Below are 17,091 nucleotides of genomic sequence, written 5' to 3'. Positions count from 1 at the left end.
TTTTTGCAGCAAGTCGTGCATACAATTTTACATTTTAATCAAACACTGTTTCCACTAGTTCAGGCCAGTGGCAATTGGTCTTACTTGCTGTTCTTCCTCATTATTTTTGCAGAAACAGGCCTAGTGGTTTTCCCATACTTACCAGGTGAATCGTTAATCTTTTTTACTAGTTCGATTGCCGCAGTTGATGCTAATACGCTTGATATCTACAAGCTTACTGCCGTCTTCTTTTTTGCTGCGTTACTTGGTGATACCGTCAACTACACAATTGGTCGTCACCTAGAACGATTAACTATCTTCAAGCGATACATTCCTGTTTCAAAACTTCTAACAGCTCAACGTTTCTTTAAAAGACACGGAGGTAAAACGGTGGTATTTGGACGGTTTGTTCCTTTTATTAGAACTTTTATTCCTTTAATTTCAGGAACAGTTCATATGAAGTTTAGTCGTTTTTCTTTATACAATCTGTTAGGTGTCTCCCTTTGGGTTGGCGTTGCTGTAATCACTGGCTACTTTTTTGGAAGAATTCCGATTGTCCAACAACATTTCTCGCTAATCTTTATTGGTATTGCTTTGTTGGCTATTATTCCTAGCGCAATATTTGGTTTAATAAAATTCTTGCGCCGTAAAAAAGAGACACAAATTTAAGGCATCATTTTAAATATGCTATACTAAGATGAATATATGTTTAACAACGAAAGGATTTATTATGTCATTTAATATCTATCTTGTCCGTCATGGGCAAACAATTTTAAACCGCTACAACAGAATGCAAGGTTGGTGTGATTCATCTTTGACCGATTTAGGAGTGAAACAAGCACATACTACTGGTAAAAGACTTGCACATATCAAGTTTGATCATGCTTTTCATAGTGATACAATGCGTGCTGCTACAACATGTGAGGGTGTTTTAAGTGAAAATAAAAATACACTCCCACAACCTATTGAATTAGCTAACTTTAGAGAACAAGGCTATGGCTATTTTGAAGGTGCTGATTCCGGTAATGCATGGTTTATAATTGGCGGTTCGCATGGATGTAAAACTTTTGCTGAGATAATTGAAAAATACTCTATTGAAGAAGCCCGCGATTTTGCTAAAGCTGCTGATCCTTTTAATAATGCCGAAAACAATGCTGAATTCTGGCAACGACTTGATGAAGGTTTTGCTAAAGTTAAAAATATTGCCCATGATAATCAAAACATCTTAATTGTTAGCCATGGAACAACTATTCGCAGTATCATTCATCACTTTGACCCCACCATCGATATTAGTATTAGTCCTAAAAATGGCTGTGTTTCAAAACTAGTCCTGACTAATGATAGTGTTAACGTTGCTTATTTTAATCATTACTTAGATACAGATACTTATTAAATAATAGTTTTTAATATTTAACAATAAAGATTTGTAAAATCTTAAGGGAAAATGAACTATTGTTTACAAAAATTTGTTAGTAAGTCTATCGTATCTTTTTAACTAACTGCTAGCATAATATAGACATCAAAAGAGAATAGCACAGTTTTTATTTAGTCTTCGCTAAATATCCTCACTTCATGCTGTGTTTCAAAGCTCAAGGATTTCACCAATATCTAAGGAAGGTAGACTAATTTTAACTTACTCAACCTTCCTTATTGATTATGTCTCTTTGTTGCTTGATCTATTCTCTTTTTTGGAAGGACGTATCTTCATGCAAAAATACCAACGTCGGTTATTAATAAGTGGCTCTTTAATCACATTTTCTTTGTTGCTTGTCTTACCTCAATATCTTACTGGTGGAGTAATCTTAGGCGAAGATTTTCTTTTTCACTATAATCGATTTTATGATGCCGCTATGCAAATAAAAACTGGCAATTTCCACTATTTTATTTCTACCTATGGTTTTCAACAATCTGGACGTATCGTCAATGCCTTATATGGGCCACTTTTCGCTTATTTCCAAGGTGGTTTGGTTTTATTAGCTAAAACCTGGTATAACTACCAAATGCTTTCTCGCCTTGTTTTAAACCTTATCGCAAGTTTTTCAATGTATGCTTTATTACGCACTGTCCACATCAAAGCTCGTGTTGCTGTGACATTATCTTGTTTTTATTTGACTACTTTTTGTATTCAATACTGGACTTTACGGCAAGGCTTTACCAGTTGGGGTGCTGCTTTTACACCGCTTGCCTTGATTCCTGCTTTTAAATACGCTGAAACACATGAGCTTAACGCCATCAAACTTGCTTGCTGTGTTTCATTATTACTTCAAGTACATGTCTTAAGCACTGTTTTTTTGGTACTAACTTATCTTCCTTTTTTTGGCTACGGCTTAATAACCTCACCAACCAGAAAAAAAGATATTCTTAAACTTGTTATAGCTATTAGTTTATTTTTAATTCTCACATTAAATGTTTGGACAGTTTTATTAGCTGTTACATCATCAAATAATTTAATATTACCATTTACAAACAAGCATATGTATCTTTACAGCATTACCGAACGCAGTATGTACTGGCTGTTTACGCCAATACCACTTGCTTTAATAATAATTGCTTTAATCTATATTTCTTTTAAGTTTTGGCATAATTATTCACCCTTGTTAAAGATTACAACTGGTACTTTTTTCACCTTTTTGTTATTATCTACCAGTCTTTTTCCATGGTATTTTATTACAAAATACAAAATAAAAATGCTTGAGATTTTCCAATTTCCATTTCGTTTCTTTGTAATTCCAACAATTTTAGCTTGTGTTTTATGTGGAACGATTCTCTCCAAACAGTTATCTAAACATCATTTTAGGATTATCTATCCTATTTTGTGTTTATTAGTATTAGTTGGCTTCATTCAAACTATGTTACTACTAAATAATCGTTATGAACGCTGGTTAACGCATAATGATCCCATCAAAGATGAAAGCACCTTTGTCTTTGATACTAGGAGTACTACTAAAATTCGTAACTCACTGTATTCAACAAATTTAGCCGAGTTATTGTCTTTAGTTCAAAAGAAAACACCGGATTATTTACCTAGCTATCATGATAATAAAAAAGGAAATTATGATTTATATGAATATTTCATTATTTGGCCTAGCGATTACTTTACAAAAACTGTTTCAAAAAACAAATTGATTATCACCTGGTATGGTGATAAAAAAGAGCCAATCAGTGTCCCTGTAATTAAGTATGATAAAACCAGTTTAGTCTTAAACAATAAAAAACTAACAAAACATCAGTATGAATTGTCTGATATTGGAACCCCGGTCGTAATGCAACATGCAGGAAAGAACCGTTTAGTTGTTAGTTATAATATCGGTAGTTGGTTTAATTTTGTTTTAGTTATAACTTTACTGACTTGGTTAATTTGTTTACTATACCTATGCTATAATCGCTTTAAACTAACAAAAAGATATATGCTTACTCCAAAAATAAAATTACCGCATTAATATTTATATAATGCGCGTAGTACAAAACGCAATTAGTTAGTAAGCACTAACTTTATCCTCTTAGATAGTCGGGATTTAAATTATCTAGGCTACCCTGGCTTATGCACCCATAGCTATCTTGGGATACATCTATTAGTACCACATATCAAATAAAAAACGCATCCGAGATAAAATCTCAGATGCGTTTTTTTAGAAAAGCATCTCTTATTTTCGTGTATAGTTAGGTGATTCTTTGGTAATTTGAACGTCATGTGGGTGTGATTCAATTAAACCGGCACCTGTAATTTGGACAAATTGTGCATCTTCACGCAAACTATTCAAATCACCAGAGCCACAATAACCCATTCCAGAGCGTAAACCACCGACCATTTGGTAAATAATATCAGCAACACTACCCTTATAAGCAACGCGGCCTTCAATACCTTCTGGGACTAACTTATTGGCTTCATTGACACCACTTTGGAAGTAACGATCTGATGAACCATGTGAGGAATCCATAGCAGCTAGGCTACCCATTCCGCGATAGGTCTTAAAGCGACGACCTTGATAGATTTCTGTTTCACCAGGAGCTTCATCTGTCCCGGCTAACATTGAACCTAACATTACTGCAAAACCACCGGCTGCAATTGCCTTAACGATATCACCTGAATATTTGATACCACCATCAGCAATAATTGTTTTTCCATATTCACGTGCAACAGCTGCTGCATCATATATAGCTGTTAATTGTGGTACACCTACGCCTGCAACCACACGTGTTGTACAAATTGAACCTGGTCCAATCCCTACTTTAACAACATCAACACCTACATCATATAAAGCTCTTGTTGCTGCTGCAGTAGCTACATTTCCGGCAATTAAAGTTGCTTCTGGGAATTTAGCTCTAATCTCTTTTATTTTACGAATAACACCCGCAGAATGTCCATGCGCTGTATCAATAACTAATGCATCTGCACCAGCATCTAATAATGCAGTTGCACGTTCAAAGGTATCACTTGTAACGCCAATTGCTGCAGCTACTAACAAGCGACCATGCTCGTCTTTAGCTGCATCTGGGAATTCAACAACTTTTTCAATGTCTTTAATGGTAATTAAGCCAGTTAATCTACCGTCTTTATCTACCATTGGTAGTTTTTCAATCTTATGTGCTTGTAAAATTGCTTCTGCTTCTTTTAAAGATGTTCCTTCTGGTGCTGTAACTAACACTTCTTTGGTCATTACATCGCCAATTTTTTCACTCATGTCAGTCACAAAGCGTAAATCACGATTTGTAATGATACCAGCTAATTTACGATTTTCTAATGTTTCTACAATTGGAACACCGCTGATACGATATTTTTTCATCAAGGCTTCTGCTTCACGCACTGGATTCTCTGGTGTTAAGAAGAAAGGATCAATAATAACACCGCTTTCTGAACGCTTCACTTTGCGAACTTCATCAGCTTGACGCTCAATTGTCATATTCTTATGAATTACACCTAATCCACCTTGACGTGCCATTGCAATTGCCATTGCTGATTCTGTGACCGTATCCATTCCTGCACTAATTATTGGGATATTTAATTTAATATTTTTAGCTAGTTGCACACCTAACGCTACCTCATTTGGTAGTACATGACTTTCTGCTGGAATCAGCAAAACATCATCGAATGTAAATCCTTTTTTTGCAAATTTTGTATCCCAATTTGACATTACAAAACTCTCCTTTAAATTTATTTTATTGTTTTATAATGTACAAAAAAAACTTACCAATTGCAAGAGTTCTAATCTTTTTTTTATAAAACAACCTTTTATTATAATTTTTCTAGTTATTAATTCATTTTTCTTGATAGTTTTTTCAAGACCTATCAGCGACTTGTTTTTTAATTCAAAAGTACTTTATTCACCTGTCAACAATCGATATTCGTATGAACTTAATGCTTGTTGCAATTGTAGATCCATTCCTACAACCTGCTTAGCTTTTTTATTTGGAATTGGTAGCTGTTCTTCTTTAATTGAATCAGGAAGAATATTCGCATTGCCTAAATAATAAAAGCCCTTGCCCTCAGCATCACTACGCTTAACAAAAAGCTGTAATACGATTTTTTGTCGATGTTCTTTAACACCAGTAAGTAGCTGTTTTACTTCTGTCGAATCCATATGCCGTGGACTTCTAGTAAACCAGCGAATGATTCCGTTTGTGCTAAATTCATTTTGATATCGTAAAGCAGCTTTGATATCAGTTGCTTTTTGATAGGTAATAAAAATAGGACATTCCTTTTCTCCTACTCGATAACCATACATCGGGGCACTAACATCTTTGGGCCAATTCAATAAGCGACAAACATCTTTACGCGTATACTTTTTAAAACGGGTAAACTGCTTTGCTGGATTATACTCTTGCGTGATAAGTAAACCTGTTTTTATCACATCTTCAAATAATCGCTTAAACCAAACTTCCTGTCTTAAGCAAGCCTGTAATTCACCATTTAAATAGTAACTGTCGTTTTGATATTGCATCAGCGGTTTATCACCATACTGTTCAGCCTTTAGCTTTGCACCCGCTTTGATTCTAAAGAAATCCAACATTAAGATTTGATTTACACTTTGCAAAACATCCATTGAGATATAACAGTTGTGTTGCCTCAATTCAGTTAGATATTCTTCTTTGCTAACTTCATTTTTTCTCATTAACATATCTAATAAGATTAATTCATGTGCCCGCATTCCATTTACTAATTCTTTGGTTACAAACGTTAGTACCTGTTGCGCATACAAGGATAGCTGGCACTTCACACCTTCTTTTTGTAAAAAGCTAGCATAGTTATCTAACGAATTGTTTTTAGCCCACACTCTTGCGTCAATCGAACCAAAACGCTGAAAATCATATAACAGCGGTATTCGGCCTAACTGCGCTTTTAACTCTCGATATTGTTCACGTAGATTTTTCAAAGCATCTAATTTAACAGCTTGTAACGCTGCATAGATTTGTTTTTGCGCAATTTTTGTGAAATTAATTGTTGAAATACCGATTGTTTGTTGTAATGCCAGCGTTGTTCGTGCATTATCACGACTACACGACCTGTCTCCAGACAATGCCAATGGAATTAAGTAATTATTCTTATAATTACCAATAAAATCTAGAATTGTTACATACTCTTTATTAGGATACTTTCGTAATCCGCGGCCTAATTGTTGAATAAAGACAATGCTTGACTGTGTATTCCGTAACAAGACCACTTGATTAACACATGGAATATCAATACCTTCGTTAAAGATATCCACAGTTATCAAATATTCTAGTTGACCGTTTTCTAATTTTTTAACAGCATTTTGGCGTGTTATAACACTTTGTTGATTAGTTAATGCCTGACTATTGTGCCCGCGCTTTGTTAACAGTTCTGCCAACTCAAAGGCTTCTTCTTGACGACTACAAAAAATTAGCCCTCGTGTCTTCAGACTACTATCTCCATAATATTTTAGTTGCTTCAGAATATAATTAACCCGTTCACTAGAAGCTAGTTTGTTCAACGGTGTTTTATCATCAATCAGCTTGCCCGCGTATTCATAATCTTGTAATCCAATATAATGAAATGGAGCTAACATATTCTCACTAAGTGCATCCTGCAATCTAATCTCATAAGCTACTTTATAATCAAACAGTTCAAAGATACTAACATCATCACTACGTTCAGGTGTAGCTGTCATGCCTAACCAAAACTTAGGTTTAAAATATGCAAATAACTGTTGATAACTTTTAGCCCCACTACGATGTGCCTCATCAATCAAAATATAATCAAAATCCGATGGAGAAAATAAAGCTTGTACTTCCGGTTTAGCTAATGTTTGGACTGTTGCAAAAAGATATTTTGCCCCAATCTGTCGCTTTTGACCCACTAAAAAGCCAAAATCATCCTTTTGACCACCAATAATTGTTTGAAAACTGGCACACGCTTTTTTTAGTATTTGTTCACGATGGACAATAAACAAAAACCTTTGTGGCTGATACTGTTTTACATCTAGTGCTGCTAGATATGTTTTCCCCGTTCCAGTAGCTGAAACAACTAGGCCTCTCTTGGCTCCCGTTTTTCGTAATTCGCTTAACGCTAAAAGTGCTTGCTTTTGCATTTTATTCGGTGTTATTTCTAGATTTGCTTTTGCTCTAGTTATTCTTTTTTGTTCTTGATACGTCTTTTTATATTCTGCCAACCACTCAGCAGATAAAGCTATACTATCTTGCCAAAGGGCTCGATATTCATTTTTAAACTGTTCTGTTAATTGTCCATTTTGCAGAGAATTAACCTGTAAATTCCATTCTTTATTTACTAATAGCGCTGAACGAGTTAGATTGGCACTTCCAATAATTGCACTAGTATAGTTTTCATGTTCAAATAAATAGCCCTTAACATGAAAACCTTGTGTTTGTGCTAGTCTGACTTCAACATTTTTTAACTTTAACAATTCTTCAAACACGGCGGGATTATTAAATTGTAAATAATTATCAGTCAACAACCGGCCCTTAATTCCTTTAATTGCTAAGTCTGCCAAAATAACTTTTAATGGGGCTAATATGTCCAAAGTAATAAAAGCTACCGCAAAACTAAAACTTTTACAGTGTTCTAATTGTGCTCTTAACGCCATCCAGGTATTATCTTTTGCTGTATTAGTAATCAAGCTTGGGGCTAACTCGCGATTAGTAAGATAGTGCGTCTGATCAATAAAGCTGTTCAAAACACTATCTGTCAATGTTTGCTCAAATCTACTGCTCATTTTCTAATACCTCTAGTACTGGTCGTGTTGCCGCTAAAACGTTCATTTTTTTCGCTTTTTTGGGTGTAACCCAACAAAATTCACTATCCGCCACCGTGGTTAAATTTTGTGTTTGTAATTTAGCAAAATAAAAACTTATTTCAACTGTCCCCCACGGATACGCATATACAACAGCTGGTAATACCTCTTTGCCTATCTGGGCTTTATCCCCTAGCTCCTCAACTAATTCTCTTAATAATGCATTTTTAGGTGTTTCATTTTTTTCTATTTTTCCACCTGGAAATTCCCAAAAGCCTCCGCCAACTCTTTTTAACTGACGCTTCCCTAATAAAATATTACCCTGCTCATCTTGAATAACTGCTGCCACAGCTTTAATCATCTTTGCCATTTTTAACTCCTATTCTAAGTAAATTTGTTGCAACTTTGTTAAATCTGCTGATGTCAAACCTAGCTTCATCTTTAGATACTGCTCAACACTACCACATAGCGTTACACAAACCTTGTTAAGTATCTCAAAATTATCTTGACTTACAGCTAATCTAGTATTTAATTTATCTGCTAACTGGTTAGCCGGAGTATGTGTTAATAACTTATTAACCTGTTCTGTCGATTCTTGACTATATGCCAAATTAGTTAATAAATAATCTTCCAATATCGTTTGTTGTTCAACCTTTAAAGCACTTAACACTAAAAACGCTCCTACACCAGTTCGATCTTTTCCAGCAGTACAATGAAAAACTAAACTTTCATCGTCTTTATCGTTTTCTAACAAATACTTAAAAAATTGTCGATAAGCTTGTTGTGCATGCGGATCTACTAGCATTTGAGCGTATGCTTCATCAATAAAATTCACCTTTCCTAATTTCATCGAAGCAATAACACCTAGATTCTTAAATAACGAATTTTCAAAGGGATAAACTTGAGCGTTAACATGCGTTACTCCAGCTATTTTTTTATCCGGATAAATTGAGGTTTCACTATTTGAACGAAAGTCAATAATATACCGTGTTCCATAGTCATATATATAGCTAACATCTTTTTTTGATAAGTAACTTAAACTGCCACAGCGGATTAATTTATGCCATTTAGTCGTATAACCAGTTGTAGTCTTATAGCCACCCATTTCTCTATAATTAACTGCACTTTTAAGCGGTAATATTCTATCCATAAAATTTCACCCTTTCTATCGTTAAAAATCGCAATTATGCCTTTTACTAACACCCAAATTTAGTAAAAAAGAGGAGCTTGAGAACCATTATTCTCAACTTCTCCTCCTTAATATCAATCAAAGTACTTATCTTCTTGCACTTTAACATCTTCTTCAAGCTCAGTTTGTGGCTTACGTGTAACTTTCATCCATTCAATGTAATTACGTTTAAATTCTGTAATAGTAATCTCAAAATCACCAATTGTAACTACACTACCAAGCTTAATCTTATAATTTTCCAATAAATATCCCGCTATTGTCACACTATCAGATTCCTGAAAACTTTCATTTCGATAGCGGAAATAACGTTCAAAATCATACAATGTTGTTTTTCCTGAAATTCGATATGTTCCATCGCTATCTTTAATGATATCCTCTCCAGAAACATCATCAATTTCATCTTTAACCGTTCCGAATAATTCCTCATAAATATCGCGATCTGTTACAATTCCGCTTGTTCCACCATACTCATCTAAGACAACCACAATTGGTGTTTGTTTTTTAATCATTTGCTGTAACAAATCTTGAATAGGAGTTATTTCTGGAACTGTAATAATCGTCCTTAATAACTTACTTACGCGAACTGTATCGTCAACTTGTGCTTGGCGAATCATGTCATAAATATACACATATCCTAATATTTTATCTTTATCATTATTGGCAACTACTGGAAAACGAGTGTAGCCCTCTTTTAAATATGCTGCAATCACATCATGCACCGTTTCTGTAACATCAATAACCTCTAAACTTGTTCGGTCAATCATCACATCTTTGGCAACTTTATCATTAAAATCAAAGGCTCTTTGCATATAGACTAAATCTTCTTTATCCAAAGCACCACCGGAAACAGATGTTTTAGAGATATTCAATATTTCATTTTGTGATAGGATATCTTGTTCTTCACCCGCTGGTTGCATCCCTAGCATTTTAACAATTCCTGTTGCCGATACATTAAGCAACCACACAAAAGGATAAAATAGTATATGGAAGTAATGTAATGGTGTGACAATAAACATCATCACCTGAATCGGCTTATCAATACTAATGTTTTTTGGCACAATCTCTGTCAAAACAACTTCCAAATACGTTAATAACACCACACCTAAAGTTGCACTAATTGCAACCGCAGTTGTATGACTTAAGTTGAATGTTTCAAATAAATCCTTTAACATTCGTGATAAAGAATCTGCCCCAATCCAACCTAAAATAATTCCTGACAACGTAACTCCTACTTGCGTCGTCGAAAGATATTCGTTCAAACTCGATGTCATCTTTACTGCTAACTTCAACTTGCGCTCATTTCCTGAGCCCGATTCTAAAGCACTCTCAAGGGCGCTTTTTCGTACACTAACTAGTGCAAATTCAGCAGCAACAAAAAATGCTGCAAAGAAAAATACTACTACGACAATGATCAAATCGAGACTCGCCTGACCACTTGGCAATTGACATTCCTCATTTCTTATTCTTACATGCTATACTTTTAGTTACTCTTTCTATAATAACATTTTAAACCGTGAATTAAAATCGATAGACTATAGTTTTTAGCTTATTTTTATAACCAAAAATTATTTAGTTCGTCTAAAACAATAATAGATGTAAACAAGACAAATAAAATTTCCCTCGTTCACATCTATTAATTAAACAAATCTGATATTATTTAGCAGGTAAAATTGCTCCTTTGAAGTGCTTTTTAATCCAGTTTTGTGTTGATTTGGATTGTAATGCCGCCATTAACTTCTTGATTGCTTTGTTGTTTTTTTCTGATTTACGAATTGCTACAATATTTGCATATTCTGATGTGCTCTTTTCACGTGCAATCGAGTCTTTAGTTGGATTTAATCCTGCTTGAACAGCATAATTAGCATTGATAACCGTTGCTGCTGCTTCATTTGAAGCATATAGTTTAGGCATCAATTTTGCTTCAAAAGTATGCACAAATTTCAAGTTTTTCTTGTTTGTTTTAATATCATCAAATGTTGCTGTTGTTATCTTGGTTCCTTTTTTCAAAGTAATTAGCCCAGCATCTTTGAAAAGCTTTAAAATACGACCATAATCAGCTGTATTGCTTGACACATAAATCTTAGCCCCATTTGGTAAAGCTTTTAAGCTCTTATATTTCTTTGAATACACAGCAATTGGTTCCAAATGCACCTTACCGGCAGAAATCAATGTCCCGTTATTTTTCTTGTTCCATTGGTCTAAAAAGGGAATATGCTGAAAGTAGTTAGCGTCAATATCACCATTGGCTAATGCTTTATTAGGCATAATATAATCGTCATAGACTTTAACTTTTAGGTTAATGCCTTCTTTTTTCAGCTGACTCTTAACGTGATTTAAAATAATAGCATGTGGATTAGCAGATGCACCAACAGTTAAAGTTGTATCTGCTTTTACAACTTTACTCCCACCGACAAACAATGCCGCTGCTGCCACTACTGCAGTAACAAAACTAAAAATACGTGCTTTTTTCATAATGTAATGCCCCCAAATAATTTTTATAATTTTAATTAACTTAACTACCGTTTATCAACATGTTTAACAGCTCTATCACCTATAAGCTGAAAAATCATAACAATAATTACAATTGCAACTGTTGCAGCTAATGTAATGGCATTATTATAAGATTGGAATCCATCTGTATAAGCTAGTTGCCCTAATCCACCTGCTCCAATTGCTCCAGCCATCGCTGTATAACCAATTAAGGAAATTGCTGTTACTGTGATTCCAGAAATTAAAGCTGGCAAACTTTCTGGAATTAAAACCTTATAAATAATCTGCCATCTAGTTGCTCCCATTGCTGTCGCAGCTTCAATCACACCTGCATCAACTTCACGAAAAGCAATTTCAACTAGGCGTGCATAAAATGGAGCTGCTGAAAAGACAAGTGATGGAATTGCTGCCTTAGGTCCTGTAATAGAACCAACCAGAATTTGCGTGAAATTTAACAACAAGACTATTAAAATAATGAATGGAATTGACCGAAAAATATTAACAAAAGCAGAAACAATCCAATTCAATGCCTTAATCAGTGGACTATTACTATTTCGTGTTTCAAACAATAGTAATCCCAATAATAATCCAAAAATTGCAACGATCACAACTGCCACAACTGTCATCCAAATGGTTTCCCAAGCTGCAGCTTCTAGATTAGGCCAATTAACATTTTTAAATTGGAAATATGATGCAAAACCGGTACTATTGTTCATCTTGGATCACCACCGTTTCTACTCGTAATTCTTGTAAGAATTGCAAACATTTTTCAATATCATCCTTAGGCCCTAATAATTGAATATACAATGACCCTATCGTCGTTGCTTTATCCGCTACTTGATGAATTGCGCCTTCTAAAATACTAAGTTGCAAGTTAGGAAACTTCCGAATTACTTCACTTACAACAGGTTGTTGCACTTGATCTCCATGAAAAGCTAGTTTTACTAATAATCCATCTGGATATTTTTGTAATAAGTCTTTGGTTATCTCACGAATATCAACCGTTTGGGTTGGATCAATTTCAGCATTGACAAAGCGTTTCGTTAAATCTTCTTTAGGGTGCGTAAACACCTCTGCAACTGATCCTTTTTCAATCACCTTTCCATCTTCCATCACAGCAACTGTATCTGCCAAACGGCGAATAACGTGCATTTCATGGGTAATTATCACTATTGTTAACTTCAACTTTTTGTTAATGTCTTCCAATAACTCTAGTACTTCATCTGTTGTTTGCGGATCAAGAGCACTAGTTGCCTCATCCGAAATTAAAATATCTGGATCATTAGCTAGTGCCCGGGCTATTCCTACACGTTGCTTTTGTCCACCTGATAGTTGTGAAGGATAAGCATGCATTCTATCTCCTAATCCTACTAATTCAGCTAAATGTTGCGCTTTTTTCTCGCGTTCGTTTTTCGTTAAGTTTGTTAATTCTAATGGAAACATGATATTTTGCAATACGGTTCGTGACCATAATAAGTTAAAGTGTTGAAAAATCATTCCAATTTTGCGTCGTTTCTCACGCAATTGTGTTCCACCAAGATTATCAATCCTTGTTCCATTAATAATAACTTCACCACTAGTTGGTGTCTCAAGCCCATTCAACATTCTAACTAACGTACTCTTGCCTGCACCTGAAAAACCTACAATTCCAAAAACTTCACCTTTGTTGACAGTTAGATTAACATCCGAAACTGCATGTACCTCTCCATCATCCGTTTGGAAAGTCTTAGTCAAATCTTTTAGTTCTATCATAATCTTTACTTTCCCTCCAAAATTTAGACCAAAAAAAAAGCCTTCATCCTCTACAAGGACGAAAAACCGTGGTACCACCTTTATTTATTGCCACATCATAATGACAACCTCAATAGCTCATATTAAAGCCTTCAATTATATCGCATCTCAACGGATTAGCAGCTTGCACCACGAATCAAACTCAGAGCTCATCTTCATTTATATCCATTAGACCTCATCTCAGCAAATTGAGGTTCTCTGTTACTAACACCTATAAACTACTCTTCTCTTCTACGTTTACTATTATTAAGTTATAACGTCTTGATGTTACCTTTTATTTTATATTTTGTCAACTCTTTTTAATCAGCTGCTAATTTTTTAATAAATAAACTTTATTCCTTCATTTCAACTAATTCTTAAATTCTAAATGTATCTAAAATTGTAAATCGTTACTAACTAGCCCGTGAATCTTTATCCAGCCTTAATCTAAAAAGTAACCTAAATTGTATTTAGCTAAAATACACTAATTTGTAGATCAAATACTCTGAGAAATCCCCCGGATTGTGAGATTAACTCTAACTAATGGCTCCTTACACATAATTTTCGGCACTAATTACTGGAAAATATAAAACGAGTCTGATTTTTTACCAGACTCGTTACTATACGCTTTTTTTATATTATTACTAATTATGCTCGTTGCTTATAAGTTCCATTGCTCGTATTAACAACTAACGTTTCACCTGATTGAATAAAGTCTGGCACAATAACCACTAATCCTGTTTCCATAGTTGCTGGTTTACCACCACTCGCAGCTGTTGCTCCCTTAATTAAAGGTTCTGTTTCCTCAACTTTTAACTCAACTGTTCCAGGTAGCTGTACTCCAATTAACTCACCCTTACAAAAATCTAATTGGACTTGCAAATTAGGAATTAAATATTTTAACGTTTCTTCTAAATTATCCGTTGGAAGTTCATATTGTTCATACGTTTCCATATCCATAAAACACAAAAGATCATCTTGGCGATATAAAAACTGAGCTTGTTTCTTATCAACTATTGCTAATTCCACTTTTTCTGAAGGACGCATCGTCGTTTGCACGATTGAACCTGAACGAACATCACTAAGCTTCATTTGCATCACGGTATTACCCTTACCCGGTTTATGATGATTAGCTTCTAAAACTTTTATCAATTTACCGCCTTTTTCAAAAATCATACCACTTTTTAAATTTATTGCTTCTACCATACTATGTTCTCCATTTCTATTATTATATTTTATTGCCATTGAAACAAAGAACATGGTGGTGCCAAAGATAATGCAAATCCACAATAAACCATAAGGGTTCACCCGTCCATTTCTAAAATTTGACCTATTAGCTTAGTTTAACATGAATATCTATTCGCTTCCATCAAAAGTCTTAAAGCGAATACGCCAAAAATAGTTCAGCTAAAAAGTATATCGGATAATTCAGGCCTGGAATTGTCTGGTTTACACTATTAAACGCAGTTAATATCCCACTCTCTTATACTTTTTGCTAATCTTCATATCCCGCAAATAAATCCGTTGAAAGATAACGATCTCCACCATCAGGGGCTACTGTAACAACCTTTTTCCCCTTACCAAGTTTCTTAGCAATCTCAATGGCTCCATAAATATTAGCCCCAGCTGAAATACCCGGCAAAAAGCCCTCCTGATATGCTGTCTGACGTGCTGTTTGAATCGCTGCATCGCTAGGAACTTCAATAATACCATCATATATTTCTTTATCTAAAACTTCAGGAACAAACCCAGCTGAAATACCTTGAATTTTATGTTTACCACCATGACCTTCTTTTAAGACAGGTGATTCTGCTGGTTCAAGCGCATAAACCTTGATGTTTTTATCTACCACTTTTAACGCATGCCCTACACCGGTCAAAGTTCCACCTGTCCCAACACCCGCAACGAATGCATCTGGTAGCTGATCACCAAATGCTGCCAAAATCTCATTGCCTGTTTTTTCTTCATGAACAGTTGGATTGGCCGGGTTTTCAAATTGCATTGGCATAAAATAACCCTTTTCTTTAACTAACTCAGTTGCTTTAGCAATTGAGCCTTTCATTCCATCAGCACCCGGCGTCAAAATTAATTTTGCTCCATATCCTTGCATCAGTTTACGGCGTTCAACACTCATTGTATCTGGCATAACAATAATAACCTGATAACCCTTAGCAGCGCCTACTGCAGCTAAACCAATACCAGTATTACCTGATGTTGGTTCAATAATTGTCCCGCCAGTTTTTAATTTACCTGATTTTTCAGCATCTTCAAGCATCGATAGAGCTATCCTATCCTTAATTGACCCTGCTGGATTGAAAAATTCTAACTTTACATAAATATCTGCTGCATCTTTAGGTACTAAATGTTGTAATTTAACAATTGGTGTATTACCAATTAATTCTGTAACCGAAGCATAAATTTTACTCATATCCATATTCCTTCTTTCTAACATTGTTCATTTACAAATTTATTCATCTTGCTTTTACACACTGTTTGCATCCAGTTAGCAAAAAAGCCTTCTTGCGCTTGTTGCCAACTAAATAGAGGTTGTTGCATTGCTCTTTCATCTTTAAAATAATTTTGTGGTTTAGCCAATTGATTCATTTTCTTTGGATTTGCTGCTAATTCACGCTGATATTCTTTTAATAATGCCTCTTTTTCATATTCTAAATGCGAAAAGAGGTATGTTTGGTGTTGCTTTTGATTTTCTGCTAAAAATAATTCATTTTGCACAGTTGTCGCTAATACATGTAACGTTGATGTTTGAACTTGTTGCAAATCTAGTTCAGCATAACGAGCATGTGGTGCTAAAAAGCCTTGATCCAACCCAGCTAGCAATGGATTTTCTTCTAAGATAAGCTGTGGATATATTCCAAAAAGCTTGTTTTTCAAGAGATATTTATCGATTCCATAAAAATAGTTAGCCGCTGCCATTGCACCCCAACAGACATATAATTGCTCAATATGATTGGTATTTAAACAATCAAATAGTGCCTGCAATTCAGCAATATAAGTGACTTCATTAAAATCTATTTGTTCAATAGGAGCCCCAGTGACAATAAATGCATCTAGTCTAGCGACACGTTTAAGATCCAATGGTTCAGAGATTGCACTAACCAGCTCAGGAACTGGTTTATCTTGATAGTGATCAACAGGATAAAAATAAGTTAACTCTACTTGCTTACCTGTTTGCTGTAGCACATGGGTAAATCTTTTTTGAGTATCCACCTTATCATGCATCAAATTCAAGATTCCTATTTTCAGTGCGTCTTGATTGGACATACTATCTATCCCTTCTTTAATAATTTATACAGCTTACTTTTCGTACACAAATTACATTATACATGACATTTAGCCAAACTAGCAACCGTTTTCGCTAAGGTTAGTGTAAAGTATTTGTGGGTAGAAATAAAAAAAGACAAAAAAGAGAAATAACTCTCTGTTACAATTGTAATT

General features: G+C 34.8%; 14 protein-coding genes. 3 read left to right on the top strand and 11 right to left on the bottom strand.

All coding sequences use genetic code 11. The features are described from left to right. Positions 1-3: 3 nt before the first annotated feature. From LB941_RS11195 to LB941_RS11185, 3 genes are all read left to right on the top strand, one after another. Entirely contained in the window at positions 4-648 is a 645-nt protein-coding gene (locus LB941_RS11195) for a VTT domain-containing protein (RefSeq protein WP_253362059.1), read from the top strand. A 61-nt stretch (positions 649-709) separates the two neighbouring features. Then, positions 710-1,372, top strand: coding sequence for a histidine phosphatase family protein (locus LB941_RS11190; RefSeq protein ID WP_253362058.1), 663 nt, complete (start codon positions 710-712; stop codon positions 1,370-1,372). A gap of 313 nt (positions 1,373-1,685) precedes the next feature. Next, entirely contained in the window at positions 1,686-3,419 is a 1,734-nt protein-coding gene (locus LB941_RS11185; RefSeq protein ID WP_253362057.1) for a putative glycosyltransferase family protein, read from the top strand. 204 nt (positions 3,420-3,623) lie between these two features. Here the strand turns inward: LB941_RS11185 and guaB are convergent, their stop codons facing one another. The 11 genes from guaB to LB941_RS11130 form a co-directional block, all read right to left on the bottom strand. Beyond that, positions 3,624-5,111 (bottom strand): IMP dehydrogenase, encoded by a 1,488-nt coding sequence (gene guaB / locus LB941_RS11180; RefSeq protein WP_253362056.1) that lies wholly within the window; start codon positions 5,109-5,111, stop codon positions 3,624-3,626. 186 nt (positions 5,112-5,297) lie between these two features. Continuing rightward, on the bottom strand, positions 5,298-8,168 hold the full coding sequence (locus LB941_RS11175) for a DUF3427 domain-containing protein (RefSeq protein ID WP_253362055.1): 2,871 nt from the start codon (positions 8,166-8,168) through the stop codon (positions 5,298-5,300). Further along, positions 8,158-8,556, bottom strand: coding sequence for a (deoxy)nucleoside triphosphate pyrophosphohydrolase (locus LB941_RS11170; RefSeq protein ID WP_253362054.1), 399 nt, complete (start codon positions 8,554-8,556; stop codon positions 8,158-8,160). Before LB941_RS11170 ends, LB941_RS11175 begins: the two co-directional genes overlap by 11 nt. A 9-nt stretch (positions 8,557-8,565) precedes the next feature. Continuing rightward, complete coding sequence (locus LB941_RS11165) at positions 8,566-9,336, bottom strand: tyrosine-protein phosphatase (RefSeq protein WP_253362053.1); 771 nt, start codon at positions 9,334-9,336, stop codon at positions 8,566-8,568. A gap of 113 nt (positions 9,337-9,449) precedes the next feature. Further along, entirely contained in the window at positions 9,450-10,817 is a 1,368-nt protein-coding gene (locus tag LB941_RS11160; protein WP_253362052.1) for a hemolysin family protein, read from the bottom strand. A gap of 211 nt (positions 10,818-11,028) precedes the next feature. Then, positions 11,029-11,847, bottom strand: coding sequence for a MetQ/NlpA family ABC transporter substrate-binding protein (locus LB941_RS11155; protein ID WP_253362051.1), 819 nt, complete (start codon positions 11,845-11,847; stop codon positions 11,029-11,031). A gap of 44 nt (positions 11,848-11,891) precedes the next feature. Then, on the bottom strand, positions 11,892-12,581 hold the full coding sequence (locus LB941_RS11150; protein ID WP_253362050.1) for a methionine ABC transporter permease: 690 nt from the start codon (positions 12,579-12,581) through the stop codon (positions 11,892-11,894). Next, positions 12,571-13,617: a methionine ABC transporter ATP-binding protein gene (locus LB941_RS11145; protein ID WP_253362049.1), complete on the bottom strand. Its 1,047-nt coding sequence runs from the start codon at positions 13,615-13,617 to the stop codon at positions 12,571-12,573. Before LB941_RS11145 ends, LB941_RS11150 begins: the two co-directional genes overlap by 11 nt. Before the next feature lie 666 nt (positions 13,618-14,283). After that, positions 14,284-14,841, bottom strand: coding sequence for an elongation factor P (gene efp, locus LB941_RS11140; RefSeq protein ID WP_253362048.1), 558 nt, complete (start codon positions 14,839-14,841; stop codon positions 14,284-14,286). 289 nt (positions 14,842-15,130) lie between these two features. Continuing rightward, positions 15,131-16,063: a cysteine synthase A gene (gene cysK / locus LB941_RS11135; RefSeq protein WP_253362047.1), complete on the bottom strand. Its 933-nt coding sequence runs from the start codon at positions 16,061-16,063 to the stop codon at positions 15,131-15,133. A gap of 17 nt (positions 16,064-16,080) precedes the next feature. After that, on the bottom strand, positions 16,081-16,917 hold the full coding sequence (locus LB941_RS11130) for a homoserine O-acetyltransferase/O-succinyltransferase family protein (RefSeq protein ID WP_253362046.1): 837 nt from the start codon (positions 16,915-16,917) through the stop codon (positions 16,081-16,083). Between the last annotated feature and the right edge of the window lie 174 nt (positions 16,918-17,091).

Origin of the sequence: Ligilactobacillus ubinensis (assembly GCF_024160875.1) — a bacterium.
Classification (GTDB): Bacteria; Bacillota; Bacilli; order Lactobacillales; family Lactobacillaceae; genus Ligilactobacillus; species Ligilactobacillus ubinensis.
Note: the sequence above shows the minus strand (reverse complement) of the source record. Positions and strands in the feature narration are given on the sequence as shown.